Genomic DNA, 21,757 nt, shown 5'->3' on the forward strand with positions numbered 1-21,757 from the left:
TGAGCTGGTGCCCACTGTCCCGCTTGACGGCTTGGCGCCGTGAGGTGTCTGGATAGACCTGTTCAGCGGGCTGAGCCCGAGGCAGTTCGGGAAGCTGGTGACCGTTCTGAGGCGCCAGGGGGCGGACGCTGTCCGCAAGGGCCGGCCGTGGAGCCTTCCGCTGGAGGACCGAGCCCTGCTGGTCGCGGCCTACTGGCGCACGAACCTGACCATGCGGCAACTCGCCCGGCTGTTCGGGGTGTCCAAGTCGGCGGCGGACCGCATCATCGACCACCTCGGGCCGATGCTCGCGCTCCAGCCCTGCAAGCGGTTCGCCAAGGACACTGTGCTCATCGTGGACGCCACTCTGGTCCCCACCCGGGACCACACGATCGCCGAGCGGTCGAAGAACTACCGGTACTCCACCAACCACCAGGTCGTCATCGACGCCGGCACCCGCCTGGTCGTCGTGGTCGGCCGGCCGCTCGCCGGGAACCGTAACCCGGATAGGTCAGCGGGCCTCACAGCGGCCAACCGCGCATGCGGGGCGTGCGCGGCCGTGCGACGGTGCCCAGGGAGGACGCGCGGCCTCTCTACGGGTCAGCTAGCACCGGCCGCTCCCCCGGCCGCCGTGAGCGCGGTGGCGAGGTGGGACAGCCAGGCGGCGGGGGTGTAGGGGGGCGGGGGCTGGACCTCCAGGCCCAGGGTGGCCGCGGCGAGGGCGAGGTCGGCGTCGTCCGGGACGAGGGCCAGGAGTTCGTGGAGTTCGCCCGTGAGGCGGGCGACCAGGGCGGAGGCGGTGCCGGACAGGTAGTCGGCGAGGGCCGCGTCGTGGTCGTCGAACTCGTCCGGCATGTCCTGCGAGAACCAGCCGCCGAGCAGTTGGGCCAGCTCGGGGAAGCGGGCATGCCACTCCCAGTGGGTCTGCGGCACATCGGGCGGCGGCACCACGCCCTCGGTGACGCTGCGCGCGATGTGGCCGGCGAGCCTCAGCAGCCACTCCTGGACGCCCGGGCCCGGCACACCGGTGTCCGGCACCGGGTAGAACTCGCCCAGTTCGTGCCGCAACCGCCCGGGCGGATTGCGCGCGTACTCCCTGAGCTGGCGCTCCGCCGTGGCCAGCGCCCAGGGCCGGGTGTGCCAGGTGTGCCGCAGATACGCCCGGAGCGCGGCCCCGGGCGTGTCGTCGGTGTCATCGGCGGGCTGCCCCAGCTACGCGCGCATCACCTGGTCCAACTCACCGTAGCTGCGGTCGTGTTGCAGCGGCTCCATGAGCAGCGGCCCTCCTCGGGTGCGGGCGGGGACGTGGACGGTAAGAGGTACACGGGGAAGGTCGCGTGCACGACGCACCCGTGCTCGCTCGCCGCCTCCCGCCGCAGCACGACCCGCGCCGCCCGCACGTCCACCGGCCCGCGCCCGGCGTACATCATCGCGTCGATCAGCACCCGCCCCACCGCCTCCTCCCGCGACGGCCACGCGGCCTCCAGCGTCAACCGCTGCCGCGTCCCCTGCGCGAGCCACCGGTGGATGGCCTGCTCGTTCCCGGTGATGACCTGCTGCGTGCACCACTGTGCCGTCTCCCGGTCGGGATAGCTGGAGCTACGGGTACGCATTGTCTGCCGCCTGTCGGTTCCGGGTCCTCGGGGGGGTCAGCGGGAGGTGTGCACCCACCTCGGCGGGTGATGGGCGCGCATGTGCTCGCCGAAGACGTCGATGATCAGCGGCAGCCACTCCAGCCACGGCAGGCCGGGCGTCCCGACGGCGTGCTCCACCTCGAAGAAGCGCTCCAGCGCCTCCTCGGTCTGGAAGACGGCCAGCGCTTCCTGGCACTCGGCAGCCATGTGCGGCAGCCACCACAGGCACAGGGGGTGGTAGCTGGCGACGGCCAACTGCAGGCCCTCGCGCGGGGAGAGCGAGTCGTCCTCCAGCGCCAGGCCGTCCTGGCCGTAGTAGACGACCAGCATGTCCAGCAACTGCGGTACACGGAAGGCGAGCTCCACGCTGGTCGGCGTGGCGTGGGCCACCCTGGCGGAAGAACCCACGTTCCACGTGGCGACGTACTCGGCGATCTCCCGCAACACCTCGGGCGTTCCCGTGATGCCCTTCAGGGGGGCGTCCTGGCCCGACTCCATCAGGTCGGCCGCCGCGTACAGCTCCGCTGCGACCTCGTGCAGTGCCCGGCCACCGCGTTCCCACAGGTCCCACAGCGCCCGGATCATCGGCTCCACCAGGGCCTTGCGCGCCGCGATGTCCGTGGGCTCGACCCCCGGTCGCAGATCGACTCCCTCCAGCAGGATCCGGGCACCCGAAAGGCGCTGGTAGTCGTAGTGCTCCTGGTCGATCATGCGGTCCTCTTCGGGCTGCGCGTCATGCGGGATAGGACGTGTTGACGACGAACGGCGGTTTCATACCGGGCGCGTACTTCAGCGCGAACTTGACACCGTGCATCTCGGTGACATGCGGGTCTTGGCGACGTGCCTGTCGATGGCGTGCGACCCTGTCCCTGCCGAGAACCTCATCCGTGCACCTCAGCACCACTAGGACCTCATCCCGGGTGAGCACCGAATACGGATCCGCTTGAACGCGCTCAACGGAAGGTCAGGCACGGCATGAACACGTTCAAACAACCCTGTCCTTTACAACCGGCACAGATCGCCGAAACGCCTACTGCCCTGTGCAGATGGAACTTTCGGCACGCACGGGGCCGCCGGCGCCGTGACCGCCCCGCTCGGCCACCCCGGCGCCCCGAACCGTCCGGCCTGCACGTCCCGCGGCGGCGCCGGCGGACGTGCTACCCCGGCGGCGGCCGGTAGTTCGGGTTCGCCTCGTACTCGCCGGAGAGGGCGCCGCGGCGGTCGACCTTCCACGCGCCGATGACCGCCTCGGGCGGTACGTCGCCGTAGGGGTCGGCCACCATGTCGCCGTCGATCTCGAAGACCCAGCCGCCAGGGTTTCTGCGTGCCTCGTCGGCCAGTTCGGGCGGCGGCACGCGCCGTTGGGTCCCGGACCCCTCCATGAAACGCCCCTTCCTGTCACCGCTCCGCGCGAGCAGCCATTATGCCGGGATCACGCCCCGGCCCCCCACCGCCTCACCCCACTCCCCCAGCACCCGCACACCGGGCTGCCGCCCCCTACCGGTAGCGGACGCGGAACCACGCCTCGCGCAGCAGCCCGGCGACGGGTTCCAGCAGGTTCCGCCGCGGTGGCGCGGACAGCCAGCGCTCGAAGAAGGCTTCCTGGTCGGCGACACTCGCGACCTCGTCCGGCTCCGCGGGGGCGAAGATCCACACGGGCTTCCTCGGGGTGCGGCGCGGCTCCAGCAGGTACACGTACCTGCCCCGCGTGGTGTCGGCCAGCATTCCCGAGCTGCCGGCATTCAGCCGGGCGCCGGCGCACAGCGGCAGGAACCCGTCGCCGTCCAGGGCGACCCGGACGGCGCGAAGCGCGTCGAACCAGTCGTCGCCCTCGCCGCTCCAGGTGCCGCCCGCGGGGGCGGTGGCCGTGAGAGTGCAGACGTCAGCGGTCTCGCTGCCGGTGAACTCCCACGCGTCCACCTCTCCCGCGGGCCCCAGGACCGGGACCTCGAAGGGGCCCGTCACTTCCGTTCCTCGAAACCCGGGTTGTTCTCCCAGGGGCCCGAGGGCCTCCCGCCGGAGTAGGGGCGCGCCCGGTAGATGTACCTGGCCTCGACCTCCCCCACGTAGGCGATCTCCTTCTCGGCGGAGAAGACGGAGGCCTTGATGCCGAGCGAGGCGTTGACGTCGACGCCGGGTACCGGCGAATGGATCTCGTACATCCAGCCGCTCCAGATGTTGCGCTGACTGCTGAGGGTGAATCCGGCGGACGCCCCCTCGCGCAGCGAGGTGCTCACCACGTTGGCAGGCTTCTTCCACCAGACGTAGTCCTTGAGCGTCGCTTTGCCGGGCCTGGCCTTGAAGCCCTCGTTGAAGACGTGCTGCGGGCCGCGGTCCTTGCCGTACTCTCCACGGTAGACCTTCTTCGGCGTGCGGGTCTTGATGGTCTTGCCGGGCACCCCGGTGTCGATGTCGCTGGGCGAGGCCGCCTTGTTCATCGACGGGTCGCGTTCCCAGTCGTCGTGGGTGGGCAGGCTGCCGTCGCCGGAGGCCTCGGCCGCCGCCTTGCTCCCGGCGGTCGGCGCCTTGGACTTGGCGCCGTCCTTCTCCGCCTTCTTCGCTCCGGCCGCGGCGGACTCCTCCTCGGCGGCGCTCTCCTCGGCCGCCTTGGCCTCCGCGCCCTCCGACGCCCATCCGCCGAGGCCGGCAGTGCCGATCCAGGTGAAGATCTGGCCGGTCTTGTAGGAGTCGGTGTCCTTGAAGTCGCCGTTGAAGACGTCGTTGCAGTAGTCGGCGGCCGCGCTCCAGACGGCCCCGATGTAGCAGTCGGGGTTGATGCCCTCGGCGACGGTGTTGGTCGCGCCCTTGAAGAAGTTGCCGACCTTTCCGAGGAACGAGGTGTGGTGGTGCCCCGAGCCGCCACCGGAGTGGGCAGAGTCCGAGCCGCCGCCACCGCCACCGCCGCCACCGCCACCACCGCCACCGCCGTGGTGGCCGCCACCGCCGCCGCCACCGTTGTGGCCGCCGCCGGAGTTGCAGTCGATGACGCAGACGTTCATCGTCGGGTCGTTGTACCAGTCGTCGTATCCGCTGGGGTCGGAGCCGTTGACGGGGTTGTCGGCGGCGTAGGTGTAACCGCCCATCTGGTTGGGGTCGCCGGCCTGGAAGAGCGGGTCGGGTGTCAGGAAGCGTCCGAGGACGGGGTCGTAGTCGCGGGCGCCGAGCAGGTCGAGGCCGGTGGCGGCGTCGGTGGGCAGGCCCAGGAAGCCGCGGTTCTCGTCCGGTGCGACCCACGAACCGGGCCTGGTGCCGCGGAGGTTGCCGTAGGGGTCGTAGTAGCGGCGCGTGACGGCCAGCGTTCCGGCGTCGACGGCAGTGGTGGCGGTGCCCTGAAGGCCGCCGACCTGGTAGGTGACGCTGCCGCTGCTGGAGCGGGTGACGGTGGTGCCGTCGGGCCCGGTGTAGTTGCGCAGGCCGGTGAAGGTCTTGGCGGCTACGTTGAGCGTGATCTGCTCGGCGCCACCGAACAGGTAGAGGATCCGGGTCGTCGATGTGCCGTCGGTGGACGCCGTCTGCTCCAGCAGGGTGCCGTCAGCGTCGTAGAGGTACGAACTGCTGGTGGTGTGGGTGCCGTTGCCGGTGGAGACGGTGGCGGTGCGGCCCTCGGCGTCGTAGGCGAAGGTCTGCGTCTGCCCGGCCGGGATCGCGCCGGTGGCGGCGTCGGTCCACGTCTGTCCCGCGCTGCCGCAGGTGGCCAGCGTCAGCTGGGTCGCGTTGGTGGCGCTGGCCGCCGGGTCGGTCAGGCACAGTGTCGGGGCGGCGGCGCTGACCAGCGTGCCCGTGGTGGTGCGCTTCCACTTCTGGGTCGTGTCGGCGCTGCACGTGTCGATGACGATCTTGGAGCCGGCGGTGACGGCGTTGCCGGTGGTGTCCAGGCACAGGCCCTGCACCCGCACGGTGTTGTCGCTGCCCAGCGACCACTTCTGGCCGGCGGAGGTACCGCAGGTGTTGATCTGCACCTTGGCGCCCGCGGTGGTGGACGACGACGCGTCCTCGACGCACTTGGTGCCGCCGCCGCTGAGGGTGAAGGCGGTGACCAGCGGACCGGTGGAGGTGACCTTGCGGCTGGTGGTGTCGCCTGCGTCGACGTTGCCGCGCGTGGGGTCGGTGTACGCCGGCGTCGACGTGGCGCTGCCGGTGGCCGGGTTGGCCGTGGTGGTGGCCTGCGCCTCGTCCGGTCGGGCCGCGGCGGTGGTGCCGTTCGTGCCGGTGTACGCGGTGGTCTGCGTCGTGTCGTTGAGGGCGTTGCCGGTCGCGTCGTGGCCGACCATGCCGGTGCGGTCGCCCAGCAGGTCGTAGGTGTAGGTCTGCCAGTACGGTGCCGGGCCGCCGACGGTCGTGGTCCTGACCGGGGCGGTGCCGGTGGTCTGCACCGAGGCGTTCAGGCAGCCGCCGACCACGCCGGGCGGGACGGTGCCGGGATCGGTGATGCCCCCGGTGTCGGTCCACGCGGCGGTCAGCCGCTGGAAGGAGTCGTAGCTGAAGCACTGCGTGTCGTGCGTGGTGTTGTTCTGCAGGTCGTCGATCGCGGTGAGCTGGCCGGACTGGTCGTAGCGGTAGTTCACCACGTCCAGGGCCGTGCTGGACGTCTGCAGCATGCTGGAGGTCTGGACGGTGCGCCCGGTGGTGGCGTCGTACTGGGCGAAGGTCGCCAGTTCCTTGCCGGTGGGCCCGTAGTTGGCCTGCTGGACCCTTCCGAACGGGTCGTGGACGGTGGTGTCGAGGTAGGAGGGGGTGTTGGAGTTGTTGATGAAGCCGCCGAAGGAGTCGAGGTTGCCCTGCTGGGTGTAGCCGAAGTCCACGTCCTCAGCGGGCAGTTTGCCGTCGGCCTCGTAGTGGGTGGATGACAGCAGGCCGGCGGTGGGCGTGTACGTGCTCGTGGTGGTGTAGGTGACCGAGCCGCCGGCGGGCGGGGCGGTCTGGCCCGCGGCGGCGAATCCGTCCGCGGCCGGCAGCGTCAGCGACGAACCCAGCGGCTGGTAGGCGGTGTTGTAGCCGGTGACCGCCTCGGTGTACGCCTTGCTGCCCGTGCCGGTGGCGCCGTTCACGTAGCGGGTGGAGGACGTCGGGTAGCCCTTGGCCAGGGTGTCGTAGACCCGCGAGGCCAGCTCCTTGGCGGGGTCGGGCGTCGCCGACCAGGCGCTGCCGTACTCGGCGGTGACCCGGTTGTCCCAGTCGTAGGCGTAGGACAGCACCTGGCCGCGCGAGTCGGTCATCTGCAGCAGGTTGCCGGCGGTGTCGTACGCGTCGAAGGTGCTGGTGCCGGTGTTCGGGTCGCTCTGGTGGGTGAGCCTTCCCAGCAGGTCGTAGCCGTAGGACCAGGTGTTGCCTGCGGTGTCCTTCACCGAGGCGACCTGGCCCGAGGGCCAGTAGGTGTACCGCGTGGTGGCGTCGGCGGTACTCGCCTGCCCGGCGGAGCCGGACGACCAGGCAACGGTACCGGCGGCGGTGTACACCGCCAGGTCGGCGTCGTTCCGGACCTGCAGCACGCTGCCGGTGCCGCCGGTGCCCGACGACCACAGGACGACCTGCTTGGTGTCGTAGACCACCAGGTTGCCGTCGCTCGTGAAGGTCGCCCAGGCGCCCGGGTGGCCCGAGGTGTTGGACGACCACAGTGTCTTGCCGGTGGCCAGACCCGACAGCACCAGGTTGCCGTCGGCCTGCATCGCCAGCCGCACGCTGGCGGAGGTCAGCGAGGTGCCCGACGGGACGGTCTGGCCCTTCGACAGCTGCACCGTCGTGCCGGTGTTCTCCACCACGCTGCTCGTGGTCTGCCCGAGCGCGTTGGTGAACGTCGCGGTGGAACGGCCGCCGGCCGGACCGGTGCTGTCGGTCTCGTCGGCGCCCGGGTACGCGGTGGAGGTGTGCCACTGCTGCTGCCCCTGGTGCCACACCGTGGTGGTGAGCGCGCGGCCCAGGCCGTCGTAGTCGTTCGTGGTCTCGGCGGGCACCTCGTTCTCGTTGGCCGCGAACAGCGTGGTGCCGGGCAACGAGGTCGGTTCGGAGTACGGCGCGTAACTCGCGGTCGGCCAGCCGTGCGAGTCGTAGAAGGTGTCGGTGACAACGCGACCGGAGTTGCTGTCGGAGTCGGCGGTGGTCTGGGTCTGCCGCGCCTGCAGCATGCCGTCGTAGAGGGTGATCGAGGAGGCGTATGTGCCGTCCTCGCGCAGCGTCCTCGTGGTCACCGCGGACGGCGCCCCGGGCGAGGTGATCGTGTCGCCCGGCGCGGGGACCGCACCGGGGTTGACGGCGTAGGAGAACGTCAGGCTGGCGCTCTGCGACTTCGCGCGGCCGGGCAGCCACACCGCGGTCCGCCGGCCGAGCGCGTCGTAGGCGATGTCGGTGACGCGGTTGTTGGCGTCGACGTCCTCGGTCGGCAGGCCCCGCAGCGGGTCCAGCGCGGAGGTGTCCTTCCACTGCTTGGGGTTGACCGTGGTGATCCCGACGGGGTTGGTGTTGCCGCCGGCGGAACTCCACGACGGGCTGTAGTCGGTGTGGGTCTGCTGCCCGGTGATGTCGTAGGAGTCCACGACCCGGCCGGCTCCGTCGTAGGCCATCGACGTGCTGGTCTGCCAGTTCTCGGTGGTGCCGGTGTAGCCGGTGGCGACCCGTACGGCGGAGACCTGCCCGAGAGCGGCGCGACCGCTCTGGCCGAGCTGGCCGAAGGTGCCGAGGTTGCCGGGCGTCCCGTCGCCGTCGTAGTAGACCCTGCGGTCCGACAGCAGGGTGGACGCCGTCGGCGCGGCGCAGGGGCCGGAGACCACCGTGGTCTGGTCGGCGTAGTCGAGCATCATGGTGTTCGACGCCCCCGGCGCGGCGTACGAGGTGCTGGTGCACTTCTCCTGCGCGGGTACCGCCATGTCGCCGTGCGCGTCCACCGTCGAGACCCGGCCCTGGGCGTCGTAGGCGGCGTCGGTCTGCGTGTGGCGCCAACTGCCGTCGGACAGCAGGTCGTAATCGCTGGTCCGGACGGACCTGGCCCGGTAGGAGGCCAGATCCGGCAGGGTGTGGAGGGCCGGCCTGGTCTCTCCGGGGTTGTCCTCCTGCGTCCAGTCCGTCCACGGCTCCTGCGCCGCGGTCTCGGTGGTGGTCGAGGTGAAGGGGCCGTTGACGGTCTCGGCGACGATGCGGCCGCCGGCCGCGGACCAGGTGTCGGTCTCCAGCACGGCGCCGGCCAGGTTGTCGGCGTCGGTGACCGTCTCGACCGTGTCACCGCCGACGTTCGCCGTGACCACGACCGAGCGGCGGGTGCCGTCGGCCTTGTAGTCCCCATCCATGCCCTGCAAATACGTGGTGGTCGTCTGGGTGACCGGTTCCGGCGCCTGGCCGTTCTGCACGGTGACGGTGCGGAAGCCCCGGAAGTCGTCCCACGTGCGGTACTGGTCGTCGGTAAGTGCCGAGTCGTCGCGGTGCCAGGCAGGCCCGCTGTAGGAGTACGTCGCGACCTGCGCCTCGGAGCCGGCCGGGAGTTTCTGCGCGTCCGGCCGGTACTGGGAGGCGATCGTCAGGTCGGAGGTGGTGACCTGGTGCACGGTGACCTTGTTGAACCAGTCGGCGATCGGCTTGGACGCGCCGGGAACCGTCCAGTACATCGGATAGCAGGAGTTGGTGTTGTCCGCGGCCGCCGCGGCGTTCAGCGTCAGGCCCGCGCACGGCGTCTGGTTGTACTGGACGGTGACGCCCTCGCCGGTCTCCGTCTGGAGGGAGGAGATCCTGGGGTGGTACAGCGGCGGTGCGGACGGCGAGGAGTCGTCGACCCGGTTGTCGATCTCGGTGCCGGTGAACGACACCTGGTTCACGGCGATGTCGCTGTTGCCGTTGCCGTAGGTGTCCTTGCCGGTGTGCCGGATGGACTGCAGCCACATCACGGCCTGCAGCGAGCCGGCGTCCTTGGGGTCGACGGTGGTGCCGGTGACCGGGTCGACGGTGCCGCCGGCGTCGGAGTAGACCTGTCCGAGCTGGTAGCTGTCGACAGGCAGGAGCTTGTCGGTGCCGCTGTCCTTGACGTGGACCTCGGTGGTGATGGAGTCCAGCCGCGCGGTGGAGAAGAACGTCGGCGCGACGGTCACGCACACCCCCGCCGGCACGGTGGTCGAGCCGGTCGGCAGGTGCGTGCTGTCGGTGGAGTCGCAGTGCAGGTCCCACGGCACGTCCGGCCAGTGGGGCGCGGTGGAGTCGTCGAGGTTGCCGGCCGAGCAGTCGGTGAACGTGGAGGTGGTCTGGCAGCGCTGCTGGGTCGCGAAGTCCACCTGCGCCGCGGGCGTGCGGCCGGCCTTCTCGTCGGCGAGGGTGTAGCCGTAGGAGATCGAGGTGAGATGGCCGCCGCGGGTGTACGACACCAAGGTGCCGTCGGAGCCGGTCGCCGCCTGCCCGCCGCCCAGGTCGTAGTAGTTCTTCTCGGTGCCGTAGTCGTAGCGCTGCACGAAACCGCCCGGCGAGACGACGAAGTCCAGGTTCCAGCGCCAGCCCTCGGGCTTGTCGCAGCGGGACGCCTTCCCCTTGGCCGAGTCGTAGCACGGGTCGCCGGACACCGGGTGCAGGACCGGCACGCCCCACGCGGAGTCGGTGGAGGAGTCCGAGGGCGCGGCCGGCTCGGTCGCCGACGTACCGGCGCCGCTCGGCGCGTGCTCGGCGCCGAAGTACGCGGCGGTGCCGTCCCGGGTCAGCACGCGGAAGTAGGTGCCGTCCTGCAGGCCGTTGGCCGCACCCGACAGCTCCTGCACCACGGTGCCGTCGTCGCCCTGGAGCTTCCACGCCCGGATCTCGCCGGTCACCGACGAGTCGACGGCGGTGGGCACCAGCGTCCCCGAGTGCGAGCCGAACGACAGGGCCGCGTTGACCCCGCCCCAGCACTCGTCGCCCGACTTCTTGAGGATCTTCTTGCCGTCGGAGTCCAGCAGCGTCCCGCAGCCGCGGTAGGACCGCTCGACGAACCCGGGCTGGTAGGACCAGCCGTCACCGATCCACGACGACTGCGAGTTGCGCGCGGAGGTCTCGCCGTCCTGCGACTGCGAGTCGTAGTCCAGGCTCACGTCCGGCCCGTCCCCGCCCACCGCGGAGGGCACGTCGACCGGGTACGAATAGGTGAACGAGCCGGTGGCAGAGGTCTGCCACGCTCCCGACTGGGTCAGCGACGTGGCCGTGTAGTCGCCCTGCGAGCCCGAGCTGCCCGACGTGACCTCCAAGGCCACCCCGGCCGTGGCGGACAGAGCGGAGGTGTTCGCGGGCGCGGCCTTCCCGGCCGGCGCGGAGTCGGTGGCGGTGGCTGCCGTACCGCCGGTGGCCGGCGCGGTCGCGCCCAGGTCCACGGTGGCCGTCAGCTGCCGGGCGCCGACGCGGTTGCCGAACGCCAGCGGTGTCTGCTTCTGGCAAGCGGTCAGTTCCGGGGTCGACAGGGCGCACGCCGGCAACTGGACCAGGCGCAGCCGCGAGCCGTAGCCGCCGCCGTACGCCTTGGCCAACGCGGAGTAGTCGACGACGACCTGCACCCGGGGCGAGCCGCCCGCCGCGCCGGACGCGGCCTTCGGGGTGACGCCGATCAGCATGCCGTTCGCACCGGCCCGCAGGGTCTGCGCGTGGGAGGCGACCTGGACCGTGACTGAGGGGGCGCCGGCCGTGGCCGCCGTCTTCCCGCCTGCCGTCCTCCCCGCCGCAGCGGGTGCCACCCACACCGGAAGGCCCGCGGCCTTGACCGGTCCGGCGGCGGTCTGCCGGGACAGGTCGAGGGTGGCGCTGCCGGCCGCCGGCCACGCCGGAGTGCGGGCCTGGTAACTGCGCGGTGCGGTGCGGCCCTTGACGGCCGCGGGCGTCCCCGCGGTCAGCGGATGGCCGCCGACGGCCGGAGTCGCGGGCAGCGCCTTGGGATTCCACACCGTGCCGGTGAACCGGTACGGGCCGACCGTCGAAGCAGCCGCCGCCGGGACCAGGAGGGCGAGCGCCCCTGCCAGTGCGACGCCCACGGTCAGTGATCTGGTGCGGAATCCCCACCGCACACGGGCATGCCGACGACGCACGTCGTTCACGTCAACCCCCCGGTAAACGCCACCCCCATGGTGGACGACCGGAGGCTATTGATGATCGTCACGGAACTCAATACCCTGTGCCGTCACCCGGGTTGGGATCTTCCCCAGCGCGTTCCCGGCACGGCCCGCACCTGCGCGCGCATGCCCGCAGAAAGCGGGGCGACGTGGACCGGCAAGCGAACTCGGGTGGCTTCAGGGGCGGTTCACTGTGTCAGAGATCACTCGCCGCGGAGTGCCGCGGTGAGGAGGGGGTTAGTTCCGTGATGCCATTTTCCGTCCGCCGGCGAAAGCCGTCGGGACGTCCGTCCCGCAGGCTGCGCCTGCTGCCGGCGCCGCTGGTGGTGCTCGCCGGAGCGCTGGTCGCACTGCCGACGGCCACGGCAGCCGCCGGTACCGCGGACACCGATCCGATGGCGGCCGCCCGGGCGCTCGCGGTGGCCTCGGGCCACGCCGTGCCGGTCGACAGCGCCACCACGGAGATCTCCACCGTCCAGGCCGATCCCGACGGCACCTTCACGGCCACGACATCGCTGCTCCCGGTCCGGGTGCGGCGGGACGGCACCTGGGTGCCGGTGGACGCCACGCTGACCGCTGCGGCGGACGGCACGCTGTCGCCGAGGGCGACGCCGAACGCGGTCCGGCTGTCCGGCGGCGGCAGCGGCCCGCTGGCCACCCTCACCCACGAGGACGGCACCAGCATGGCCTTCACGCTGCCGTTCCCGTTGCCCGCACCCACCGTGACCGGCGACACCGCCCTGTACACGAGCGTGCTGCCGGGTGTCGACCTGTCGGTGTCGGTCACCGACCAGGGCGGTTTCAGCGACGTGCTCATCGTGCGCGACGCGGCGGCCGCCGCCGATCCGCGGCTGGCACAGCTCACGCTCGCCGCCGACACGCACGGCCTCAGCCTGGAGCAGGCCGCCGGCGGCGGCATGGAGGCCCGCACCGCCGACGGCACCGTGGCCTACGTCAGTCCCAGGCCGCTGATGTGGGACTCGGGCACGGCGCCGGTCCCGTTGACGGAGTTCGCCCCGGCGTCCCGGGCGGCGCAGGCAGCGGACGGTGCCTCGACGGACGCCGCGCTGTCCGGCGTCACGGGTCCGGGGTCCGACGCGCGCGTCGCCGAGGTGCCGATGAGCACCACCGCGCACGGCCTCACCCTCGCGCCGCAGCGGTCGGTCCTCACCGACCCCACGCTGCACTACCCCCTCTACATCGACCCGTACACCAACCCGGTGTCCGGGACCGCCGGCCACTACGACGAGGTGTACTCCAACTCCTCCTGCAGCGACGCACCGCAGTACGACAAGCCGCAGACGAACGGCGAGGGCGTCGGATACCAGAACTACGGCGGCAAGTGCGGCAACGGCATCGAGCGCTCGTACTACACGATCAGTACCGGCAACCTGCACGAGGGCTTCCAGATCTACGACTCGCGGGTCACCATCGCCACGACCTACGCGGCGAGTTGGGACTGCAGTCACGACCAGCCGATCACCCTGCACACGGTCAACGCGATCAGCTCCGGCACCGACTGGAACAGCAGGCCCGGCACCCACGACACGGCCTTCCCGCCGGTGTCCACCACCGTGCCCAGCGGCGCCAACGCGAACAGCTCGTGCAGCAACCACACCGCCACCTTCGTGGTGACCGACCAGGCACAGACCCTGGCGGACCACGACGGCGACGGGTACAACGCCGCGGGCGACATCGAGGGCGCCCCCAACACCTGGACCATCGGCCTGTACGGCAACGAGTCGTCGTCCTCCAGCAACGACGACTACCTGCGCGTGTCGGAGTCGCTGACCCTGACCACCAAGTTCGACATCGCGCCCGCCACCCCGGGGAACGCGCACATCACCCCGGCGGCGACCGGCGCGAGCGGCGCCTGCGTCATGACCGGCGACGGCTGGATCGGCGCAACCACCTACTCCGGCGCGGGCAGCAACATCCAGCTCCACTCCACCGTGACCAGCCAGATCTCCGGCGAGGACGTCGCCGCGCACTACCACGTCTGGGACCGATCGGTCCTCGACGCCGGCGGCGACGCACTGGACAAGAGCACACCCGCCAGCTCCTACCTGGCCTCGGGCACCGACGCGGTCGAGCCGATCGGCTTCTCCCTGCTCGACGGACACGAGTACGGCTGGGACGTCTACGCCCAGGACGACTCCACCCTCCACCTGAAGTCGCCGATCAGCGACCACTGCTGGTTCAAGGCGGACCTCACCGCGCCCGCCACACCGGTCGTCGCCACCAACCCGTCGTTCCCGCCGGTGGGTTCGGGCGCGGCCGACCCGGTCGTCTACGCGGCCGCGGGCGGGACCACCACCTTCACCGTCACCGGGGCGGACAATCCGGCCACCGACACCAGTTGCGCGCCGGGAGCCTGCCTGTCGAGCGGTATCGACCACTTCATCTGGAAGCTCGACGCCCTGCCGACGCCCGCCAGCAGCACCAGCGCCGCTCTGACCGGCACCGCCCCCGACGGGACCGGCACCGCCACCCTCACCGTGCCCGTCACCAACTGGGGCGTACACACGCTGTACGTCGCGGGCGTCGACGCCGCGGGCAACCCCAGCACGGCGCCCGCCGGTTACACGTACACCGTGCCGTGGAACCCCTCGACCGCCATCAACCCGGGCGACGTCACGGGCGACCGGATCCCCGACCTGCTCGCCACCACGCAGTCCGGCAACCTCGACCTCGTCCCCGGCGACCAGGACCCGGCGCAGACCCCGGCGGCCGCGCAGAGCGGCGCCGTCTCCGGAAGCGCACCCCCGGTGACCGGTCCGGTCGTGGTCTCCCCCGCCGCCGACTCCCCCGACGGCACCGGCTGGAACAACTACCTGGTGACCCACCGCGGCAACCTGCACGGCGCGGACGTGGACGACCTGTTCGCCTACAACAAGAACACCCGCCAGTTCTACATCGTCAAGAACGACCTGGACCCGGTCAGCGACACCAGCTTCCCGCTGACCTCGTGGTCGGCCCTCGGCGGCTACCTCGGCAAGCGGTTCGACGTGGTCGTCAAGGATCCCTGCGCCACCGCCGACCTCGTCTCTGACGCCTCGCGCTGCCGCAGCACCGACTACGACGCGACCGGCTGGCACATCAGCCAGATGGTCGCGCCGGGCAACGTCTTCGGCAACACCAGCGGGTACCCGGCGGTCGTCACCGTCGAGAACGGCAAGCTGTGGATCTACCAGAGCGACGGCGGCCTGCACTTGAAGAACCCGCTGCTGCTCGGCGACGGCGACTGGAGCGGGCAGACGCTGATCGGCCCCGGCACCGTCCAGGGCACTCCGGTGCTGTGGGCACGCGACGACAACTCCGGGACGGTGTACAGCTACCCGCTGACCGTCGACCAGACCACCGGCCTGCCGCCGCTGCTGCACGCACCGACCCGCACGCCGCTGGTCTCCGGGGTGACGACCACCACCGGCGGGAAGCTCTGCCTCGCGTCGCCCTCGGCGAAGACCGCGGACGGCACGGTGGTCGTCGTGGCGGCCTGCGACAGCGGAGCCGGGCAGCAGTTCACCCTGCGCTCGGACGGGACCGTCCGGGTCCTGGGCAAGTGCCTGTCCACCCAGAACGCGGCCGTCGCCCAGAGCACCCCGGTGGTCATCGACACCTGCGACGGCTCGGCGATCCAGCAGTGGACGCCCGCAGCAGCCGGCGGGCTGACCCACACCTCGTCGGGCAAGTGCCTGGCCGACCCGGCCGCCAACCGCACGCCCAACACCCAGCAGATCATCTACACCTGCGGCTCCAGCGGCCAGAACTGGAACGGCGGCGGCAGCACCCCGCTGCCCACCGGTACCGCGCAGACCGACATCGGCCCGCTGCTGCCGGCCAACGCCGACCCGGTCATCGCCTCGCCCGGCGACATCAACAGCCCGGCGGGCGCCGCGGACGGCAACCCCGACCTCTACACCGTCGACACCACCGGAGCGCTCGTCGAGTACGTCGGCAGCGCACCCAGCGGGACCACCGCGCACTTCGCGGCCGCGCCCGTCGGTCTCGGCCAGGTGACCGACACCGCCAGCCACTGGTGGAAGATCGACGAGGGCACAGGCACGTCGCTGGCCGACTGCGGCGGCGACCCCGCCTGCACCTCCGGCCTCAAGGCGACGCTCGGCGGCAGCTACAGCTGGGCCGCGGACAGCAGCCGCGGACAGGTGCTGAGCCTGTCCGGCACCACGGGCTACGCGGTGACCGGCAGCCCCGCGGTCGACACCTCGGGCAGCTACTCGGTGTCCGCGTGGGTCAAGCTCAACTCGACGGCGGCCAACTCCGACTTCGTCTCAGAAGCGGCCGGCGACAACTTCGGCACCGGCTTCCAGCTCTACTACTCCTCGGGCAAGAAGGCCTGGGCCTTCGGGCGCCACACCAGCGACGTCAACGGGGCGCCCTACCAGGGCGTGTACGGCAGCAACGCGGTCATCGGCCGCTGGACGCACCTGGTGGGCGTGTACGACGCGGGCACCAACCAGCTGAGCATCTACATCGACGGCCGCCTGGCCGGCACCCGCGCCTACACCGGTACCGAGTGGGCAGCGACGGGCCCGCTCCAGATCGGCCGCGGCGTCTCCGGCGGCTCCTACGTCGAGTACGCCAACGGCCAGGTCAGCAACGTCCGGGTCTACCCGGTGGCGCTGCCGCCGGCCGCCGCGTCGGCGCCGGGCGACATTCCGGTGGCGATCCAGCTGGGCTGACCCCCGCCCACCCCGGCGGCGATGACGACGCCCCGGACGGTGAAACGCCCGACCGGCGGGACGGCCGGGCCGCGGCTCAGATCGTGGGAGTGTCGTCGACGATCTCCTGGTGCGGCTCGACGATGAACTTCCAGCCGTCGCTGGGCTCCAGGAACCGCACCCGGGACGGGTAGATGTCCAGGGCGCGGCGGTCGCGGTTCTGGTTGTTGGCGCTCTTGCGGCCCCGGATGGGCTCCTCGAACAGGTCGACCTTGACGTCCGGCACCGCGACGGACTCCTCACTCCAGCGCTGGACGATCCCGGCGCCGAAGGCGTCCCGCGCGGCGGCGTAAAGCGCCTCCAGCGATTTGGCGTCGCCGCCGGGAACGAAGAGGGCGAGATTCAGCAGCACGCCCGCGCTCTGGAGGACCTCTATTTCCTCCCCTGCCTTATCGGCGACCCAGACCCCGGATTCCTCCGCATTGTCCGGGAAGAGGGATATCTCGTCACCGAATATCGTCCGCGCGGCGAAGGACCCTCCCTCGAAATTCCGGCCCGGCTTCGTGAGGCCGGCCGGGGCGTAGCAGTCGACAGGAAGGCCGTCCGTTCGCGCGGGCACGAAGATTCCGTCCTGGGTGCCCAACTCCGCGACCTCATCAGCCGTGAGACGTCGAGCCGCAACCTTCTCGGTGTTCACGCCATTCCCCTTTTTTCGGCGCCTGTGAATTACTCATTACCCTATCACGGCGGCACTCGGCCAGTTCCCGGCGCATATAACGTCCGGGCGTAACGACAGCCCTGGTAGGCGCTCGGGGAATTCTTTCGCCCGGACGCGAAATCGACCAGCCGTGCTGCGATCAGGGGATCGCCCAGTGCTGGCTGGCTCCGTTGTCGCAGGTCCACAACTGGACCGGTGAGCCGTCGGTGGCGCCGGCGCCGTTGATATCGCCATCCAGGGCAGTGTGCTACTCAAGAACGCGAACGGTGTGCCGCCCTCCACCGGCGCCACCCCGGTGATCGACCGTCTCGTCGATGCCGGGGCACCGGTCGACCGATGCTGCCGGATCCTCGGGGTCGCCCGGCAGAACCACTACAAACACAAGCGCACCCCGACCACACCGCGGCAGCTGCGACGGGAGTGGCTGACCGTCGCCGAACTCGTGCCCGCACGACCTCCGCCCTCCGTCCAGGCGGATCCAACCGGGTTGGGTACTTGCTGACGGCCGGAGCCGCGGAACTGCTCCGGAGCGCAACGGCTTCTGGGCCGGGGGGCGCCACTGGCCGTGCCTGATCGAGCCGAGGACGCGCTGCTCCGTATGCGGCTGCCGGTACGGCCCGGCACGTCCTGCGCCGGCACCGCGATGACGCAACCGCCCGGAATCCGGCGCTCACGGCATCGCCGACGCCGTCAGTCCAGCTGTACGACGCCGGCCTGGACCGGGGCCTGCTCACCGTAAGGTGCGCCGGTCACGACGAAGACGAGGCCGGGGCGATGCCGCGATCCCGTGCCGGCGAGCGGGATGGTGAATCGGCTGTAGCCCCGTGGCATCGGCGAGGACAACCGCGTCCACCTGCCGGGATCGCCCAGTGCCCGGTTGACGAAGAAGTCCGCGTCGCTGTTGGCGCTGACGACGATGGAACCCCCGGGGCCGCCCGAATCCGACCACGCCACGGTCGGGGCGGCCGACGGGGCGTACCCGTCCTGGTCGAGGAGCTCGTGCGCCGGGGACCGGCCGAACGACTCAGGATCCGGGGCGAGCTTGTAGCGCACGGGGTAGTACGTGTCCGAGACCCCGTACTCGTAGGTCATGATCCACAGGCTGCGGTGCACCTGCGCGACGGTGATCATGCCCGGCCGCTGGCTGTACTCGTCGCCCACGGCGTCGTCGACGACCGCGCCCCAGTGCCGCAGGTCCCTGCTGCTCTGATGTGCCAGCTTCTGCCCGTAGCTCGGGTCGCGCTGGTCGGAGTAGTAGCAGAGGAGCCGGTCACGGTGCAGTAGCAGGAACGGCTCCCACACGGGTGTGTTGCCGTTCTCCGCCCGGGGCGGGCCGCCCTCCGCCACAGTGCTCAGGAACCGCCACGTCAGGCCGCGGTCGACGCTTGCGTACAGCACGATCCGTGTGCTGGAGAAGTCCAGTGAGTTGGCGGCACACAGCACCGCACCCTTCGGGAGGCCGCCGAAGGCGCGCGGCAACTCGTACAAGTACGGCTGCAGCCAGATCCTTCCGGGCTCACCGTCGTCCGGCACCTTGCTCCACTGACGCCAGGTGCGGCCGCCGTCGTCGCTACGGGATATCTGGAACCCGCCCGGCTTCTCGACGTCGAACTGCTGGAACGTCGCCAGCAAGGTCCGTGATCTGCCCGGCCGCGGCTCGCTGAGCTGCACGGCTCGCGCGTACGACCCCCCTGCTTCCAAGTCGGCCACGGTGACAGGACCGAAGGGAACCTCACCCCGCGGCCCGCTGGAGCTCGCCGGCGCCGCAACTGCTGCTCCTGCCGTGCCCAGAGACAGTGCCACGGCCGCGGCTCCCCCTGTCCCGAGCAACGCCCTGCGCGTCAGGCGCGTGGCCCGGTCGGCCGCACCATCGTCCTGCCGTCCATCGGTGGATGCGATCCACCGCGAATCACGACCAATGTGCATGATTCACCTTCGCTCTCCTTAGATCGGCGGCCGGGACGTTACGCGCAACTTTGCCGCCAGGTCAACGGCGTGACGCCAGAACCGGGGCTCTTTAGGCAAACATTGAAAGAAGGTCGCAAACATGGCGCCGTCAAGCTCCTTGGTTCTGACGCCCCTTGTCATCAAGGGCGGTCGGCGGTGCAGCGGCGATCTCAACGGCGTTCGGCGTTGAACTACCCTTCTGTCCGTGAACCAGCCAGTAGGCGTACCGCCGCCACCGTCGCTCGGTGTGCGGGACCTCAGCCGCCTGCGGGTGATCGAGTCGATCTACCTCCATCCGGGCTGCAGCCGGACCGACATCGCCGCACGCACCGGACTGTCACGCGGCACCGTGTCGAGCGTGGCCGACGAACTCGACCGCGCCGAGTTGATCCGCGAGCACGAGGCTCCCGGCGAGGAGCAACGCCGCCGCGGTACCGGACGACGGCCCACCCTGCTCTCACTCGTGCCCGGCGCGGCGTTCGCGGTCGGTATCGACATCGGCCACCGGCACATCCGCGTGATCATCTGTGACCTCGCCGGCGAACCGGTTGCCGAGCGGTGGTCTCCTGCGCAGGTCGACGAGGCGCCGTCGGCAACGCTGGACCTCACATACGACCTGGTCCAGCGGGCGTTGCGGGACGCGGCCGTCGCCCCGCAGCGGGTGCTCGGCGCCGGTATCGGGTTGGCCGCGCCGATCGATCCGGACACCGGCGAGATCAGGGCTGACGGCATCTTCCCGGGTTGGCAGAGCGTTGTGCCGGCGACCGAAATGAGCAAGCGGCTCGGGATACCCGTACAACTGGCCAACGACGCCGACGCCGGCGCCCTCGGCGAGAACGTCTTCGGCGCGGCTCAGGGTGTCAACGACATGATCTACCTCCGGCTCTCGGCCGGTGTGGGCGCGGGGCTCATACTCGCCGGTCAACCCTACCGCGGTGCCCGCGGCATCGCCGGGGAGATCGGGCACGTCTGCGTCAGGCCCGACGGCATGATCTGTCGTTGCGGCAACCGAGGGTGTCTGGAGACGGTTGCGAGCCCCGTCGCGGTGGCGCGGCAACTCGAGCATGTCATCGATCAGCCGGCCGGCGACCAGTTGCTCAGCCTGATCGCGGCGGGCGACCGGCGTGCGCTTCGGGCCGTGGCCGACGCGGGTGAGGCCGTCGGGCTGGCCTTGTCAGCGGTCGTGAACGTCCTCAACCCCGAATTGGTGGTCGTCGGCGGCGAACTGGCCGCGGCGGGCGAGGCGTTGCTCGACCCGATCCGCGTGACCATCCGCCGGCACAGTCTGGTCGGCGCGGCCACCACGGCGAAGGTCATCGCCGGAGTGCTCGGTGATCGCGCCGAGGTCCTCGGCGCCGCGGCACTGATCCTGGCCCGGTCGCCCGCCGCACTCGCCGAACGGATGCGCGCGTCCTCCTAGTAGTGCTTGGTCAGGTGTGTATGGGGGTGGGTATGTTGCGGTGGCAGGTGGGGCAGGCGCCGGCCCGGGTGGCGAGGAGCAACTGCAGCTCGCGGACGACTTGGTAGAGGCTCAGGCCGGCGCGGTGTCTTTTGGGGCGGTGGCCAGTCTGCGTAGGGTGCAGAAGGCGTGGGCCACGGAGACGAGGGTGACGTGGTGGTTGTCCTTGCCGATAACCCCATCCACCCTGGTGGGACGGGGTGTGCGAGGTGCGGCATATCTGGTCGCACCGGCGCTCGACGTCGCGGGACAGGCGCCGCAAGCGCATCAGCCACCCGAAACTTCTCTCCACCACCCACCGCCTCGGCAGCACCACGAACCCCTTCACGTCATCACTGCGCTTGATGACGGTGACGATCAGCTGCAGCACGGCAGGGTCCAGGTGACCAGCACTCCGGTGTAGCCGGAATCGGCCCACAGCTTCGTGACAGTGGGGAACCGTGTCCGCAGCGCGGGCAGCATGTCGGTGGCGGCCTGCCGGTCGGTGACATCCGCGGGCAGCACCCGGATGGCCAGCAGCAGGCCGATCGTGTCGCAAATCAGGTGCCGGCGCCTCCCGTTGATCTTCTTGGCCCCGTCGTAGCCACGGCTGCCGGCCCCCACCACCGCGTCGGCCTTCACCGACTGCGAGTCGATCACCCCGGCCGTCGGCTCCGGATCACGCCCCGCCCGCTCGCGTACCTTCCCGCGCAGCCGGTCGTGGAGTTCGGTGATCAGGCCGCTGTCGCGCCAGCGCCGCCAGAACGCGTAGACCCGGTGAACGACGCAATCGCACGCCCCGCCGGACGAGTTGAACCGGACAGCCTCGACCGCATACAACGGTGACAACAGGGCCTCCTGGCGTGATCGGTGTCTCAGCAACTCCGAACTGCACCAGAGGCCCTGACTTTATGCACGGCCACGGCAGAATCACCTGCCCCACCGGCCACTTTCGATTCAACCGCACTCAAGATCGATAGGACAACGCCTTCTGATATGGGCCAGCTCCTCCCTGTACGCGTCGTAGCAGCCGACGAAATGTGAGGGGCCTCGCGTTTCCCGGACAGGGCTCTGCCGATCAATTATGCGGCGAGTCGCAATTCTTCGAACTCGGCGTGGACTTCGCCAGGGGGTCGGTAACCGACCGCCGAGTGAAGGCGTTTGCGATTGTACCAGAACTCGATGTACCGGATGATGTCTCGCTGGGCTTCCTCACGAGTTGTGTAGCTCACGCGCGATACGCGCTCGTTCTTCAAGGCGCCGAAGAATGATTCCGCCATTGCATTGTCAAAGCAGATCCCTGTGCGGCCGGCCGATTGCCG

General features: G+C 70.6%; 11 protein-coding genes and 3 pseudogenes. 3 read left to right on the plus strand and 11 right to left on the minus strand.

Going from position 1 to position 21,757, the window contains the following annotated elements:
• Positions 1–52 precede the first annotated feature (52 nt).
• A pseudogene (locus NFU81_RS07550) lies at positions 53–526 on the plus strand (transposase family protein); the annotation flags it as partial.
• Between the two features lie 53 nt (positions 527–579).
• Here NFU81_RS07550 and NFU81_RS07555 read toward each other — a convergent pair.
• The 6 genes and pseudogenes from NFU81_RS07555 to NFU81_RS07580 all read right to left on the minus strand — a co-directional run bounded on the left by NFU81_RS07555 (position 580) and on the right by NFU81_RS07580 (position 11,572).
• Positions 580–1,191 carry a contact-dependent growth inhibition system immunity protein gene (locus NFU81_RS07555; RefSeq protein ID WP_251486410.1) on the minus strand — a complete coding sequence of 204 codons (612 nt, stop codon included), beginning with the start codon at positions 1,189–1,191 and terminating at the stop codon, positions 580–582.
• A gap of 104 nt (positions 1,192–1,295) precedes the next feature.
• Positions 1,296–1,592, minus strand: a pseudogene (locus tag NFU81_RS07560) (RNase A-like domain-containing protein); the annotation flags it as partial.
• Positions 1,593–1,628: 36 nt separating this feature from the next.
• Positions 1,629–2,324: a hypothetical protein gene (locus NFU81_RS07565; RefSeq protein ID WP_251486334.1), complete on the minus strand. Its 696-nt coding sequence runs from the start codon at positions 2,322–2,324 to the stop codon at positions 1,629–1,631.
• Positions 2,325–2,770: 446 nt separating this feature from the next.
• On the minus strand, positions 2,771–2,995 hold the full coding sequence (locus NFU81_RS07570) for a hypothetical protein (protein WP_251486337.1): 225 nt from the start codon (positions 2,993–2,995) through the stop codon (positions 2,771–2,773).
• A gap of 115 nt (positions 2,996–3,110) precedes the next feature.
• The gene (locus NFU81_RS07575; RefSeq protein ID WP_251486339.1) at positions 3,111–3,578 is read right to left on the minus strand and encodes a hypothetical protein; all 468 of its coding nucleotides are present in this window, start codon (positions 3,576–3,578) and stop codon (positions 3,111–3,113) included.
• A complete protein-coding gene (locus NFU81_RS07580) occupies positions 3,575–11,572 on the minus strand; it encodes a ricin-type beta-trefoil lectin domain protein (RefSeq protein WP_251486342.1) in 7,998 nt (2,665 codons plus the stop codon). Before NFU81_RS07580 ends, NFU81_RS07575 begins: the two co-directional genes overlap by 4 nt.
• A gap of 326 nt (positions 11,573–11,898) precedes the next feature.
• Between NFU81_RS07580 and NFU81_RS07585 the strand changes: the two genes are divergently transcribed.
• Entirely contained in the window at positions 11,899–16,353 is a 4,455-nt protein-coding gene (locus NFU81_RS07585) for a LamG-like jellyroll fold domain-containing protein (protein WP_251486344.1), read from the plus strand.
• Between the two features lie 76 nt (positions 16,354–16,429).
• Here NFU81_RS07585 and NFU81_RS07590 read toward each other — a convergent pair whose 3' ends face one another.
• Together NFU81_RS07590 and NFU81_RS07600 are read right to left on the minus strand one after the other, a co-directional pair.
• Entirely contained in the window at positions 16,430–17,029 is a 600-nt protein-coding gene (locus NFU81_RS07590) for a hypothetical protein (protein WP_251486347.1), read from the minus strand.
• Between the two features lie 711 nt (positions 17,030–17,740).
• Positions 17,741–18,721, minus strand: coding sequence for a sialidase family protein (locus NFU81_RS07600; RefSeq protein ID WP_251486351.1), 981 nt, complete (start codon positions 18,719–18,721; stop codon positions 17,741–17,743).
• Positions 18,722–19,244: 523 nt separating this feature from the next.
• Between NFU81_RS07600 and NFU81_RS07605 the strand changes: the two genes are divergently transcribed.
• The gene (locus tag NFU81_RS07605; RefSeq protein ID WP_274038125.1) at positions 19,245–20,417 is read left to right on the plus strand and encodes an ROK family transcriptional regulator; all 1,173 of its coding nucleotides are present in this window, start codon (positions 19,245–19,247) and stop codon (positions 20,415–20,417) included.
• A 325-nt stretch (positions 20,418–20,742) separates the two neighbouring features.
• On the opposite strand, the pseudogene NFU81_RS41090 reads toward NFU81_RS07605, so the two are convergent.
• From NFU81_RS41090 to NFU81_RS07615, 3 genes and pseudogenes are all read right to left on the minus strand, one after another.
• Positions 20,743–20,874, minus strand: a pseudogene (locus tag NFU81_RS41090) (IS5/IS1182 family transposase); the annotation flags it as partial.
• Positions 20,814–21,284 (minus strand): transposase, encoded by a 471-nt coding sequence (locus NFU81_RS07610; RefSeq protein ID WP_251486357.1) that lies wholly within the window; start codon positions 21,282–21,284, stop codon positions 20,814–20,816. The gene NFU81_RS07610 and the pseudogene NFU81_RS41090, both read right to left, overlap by 61 nt.
• A 233-nt stretch (positions 21,285–21,517) precedes the next feature.
• Positions 21,518–21,757: integrase core domain-containing protein (locus tag NFU81_RS07615; RefSeq protein ID WP_251486360.1), on the minus strand; the 240-nt coding region annotated here is incomplete at its 5' end.

Source organism: Actinacidiphila cocklensis (assembly GCF_907177275.1).
GTDB classification, from domain to species: domain Bacteria; phylum Actinomycetota; class Actinomycetes; order Streptomycetales; family Streptomycetaceae; genus Actinacidiphila; species Actinacidiphila cocklensis.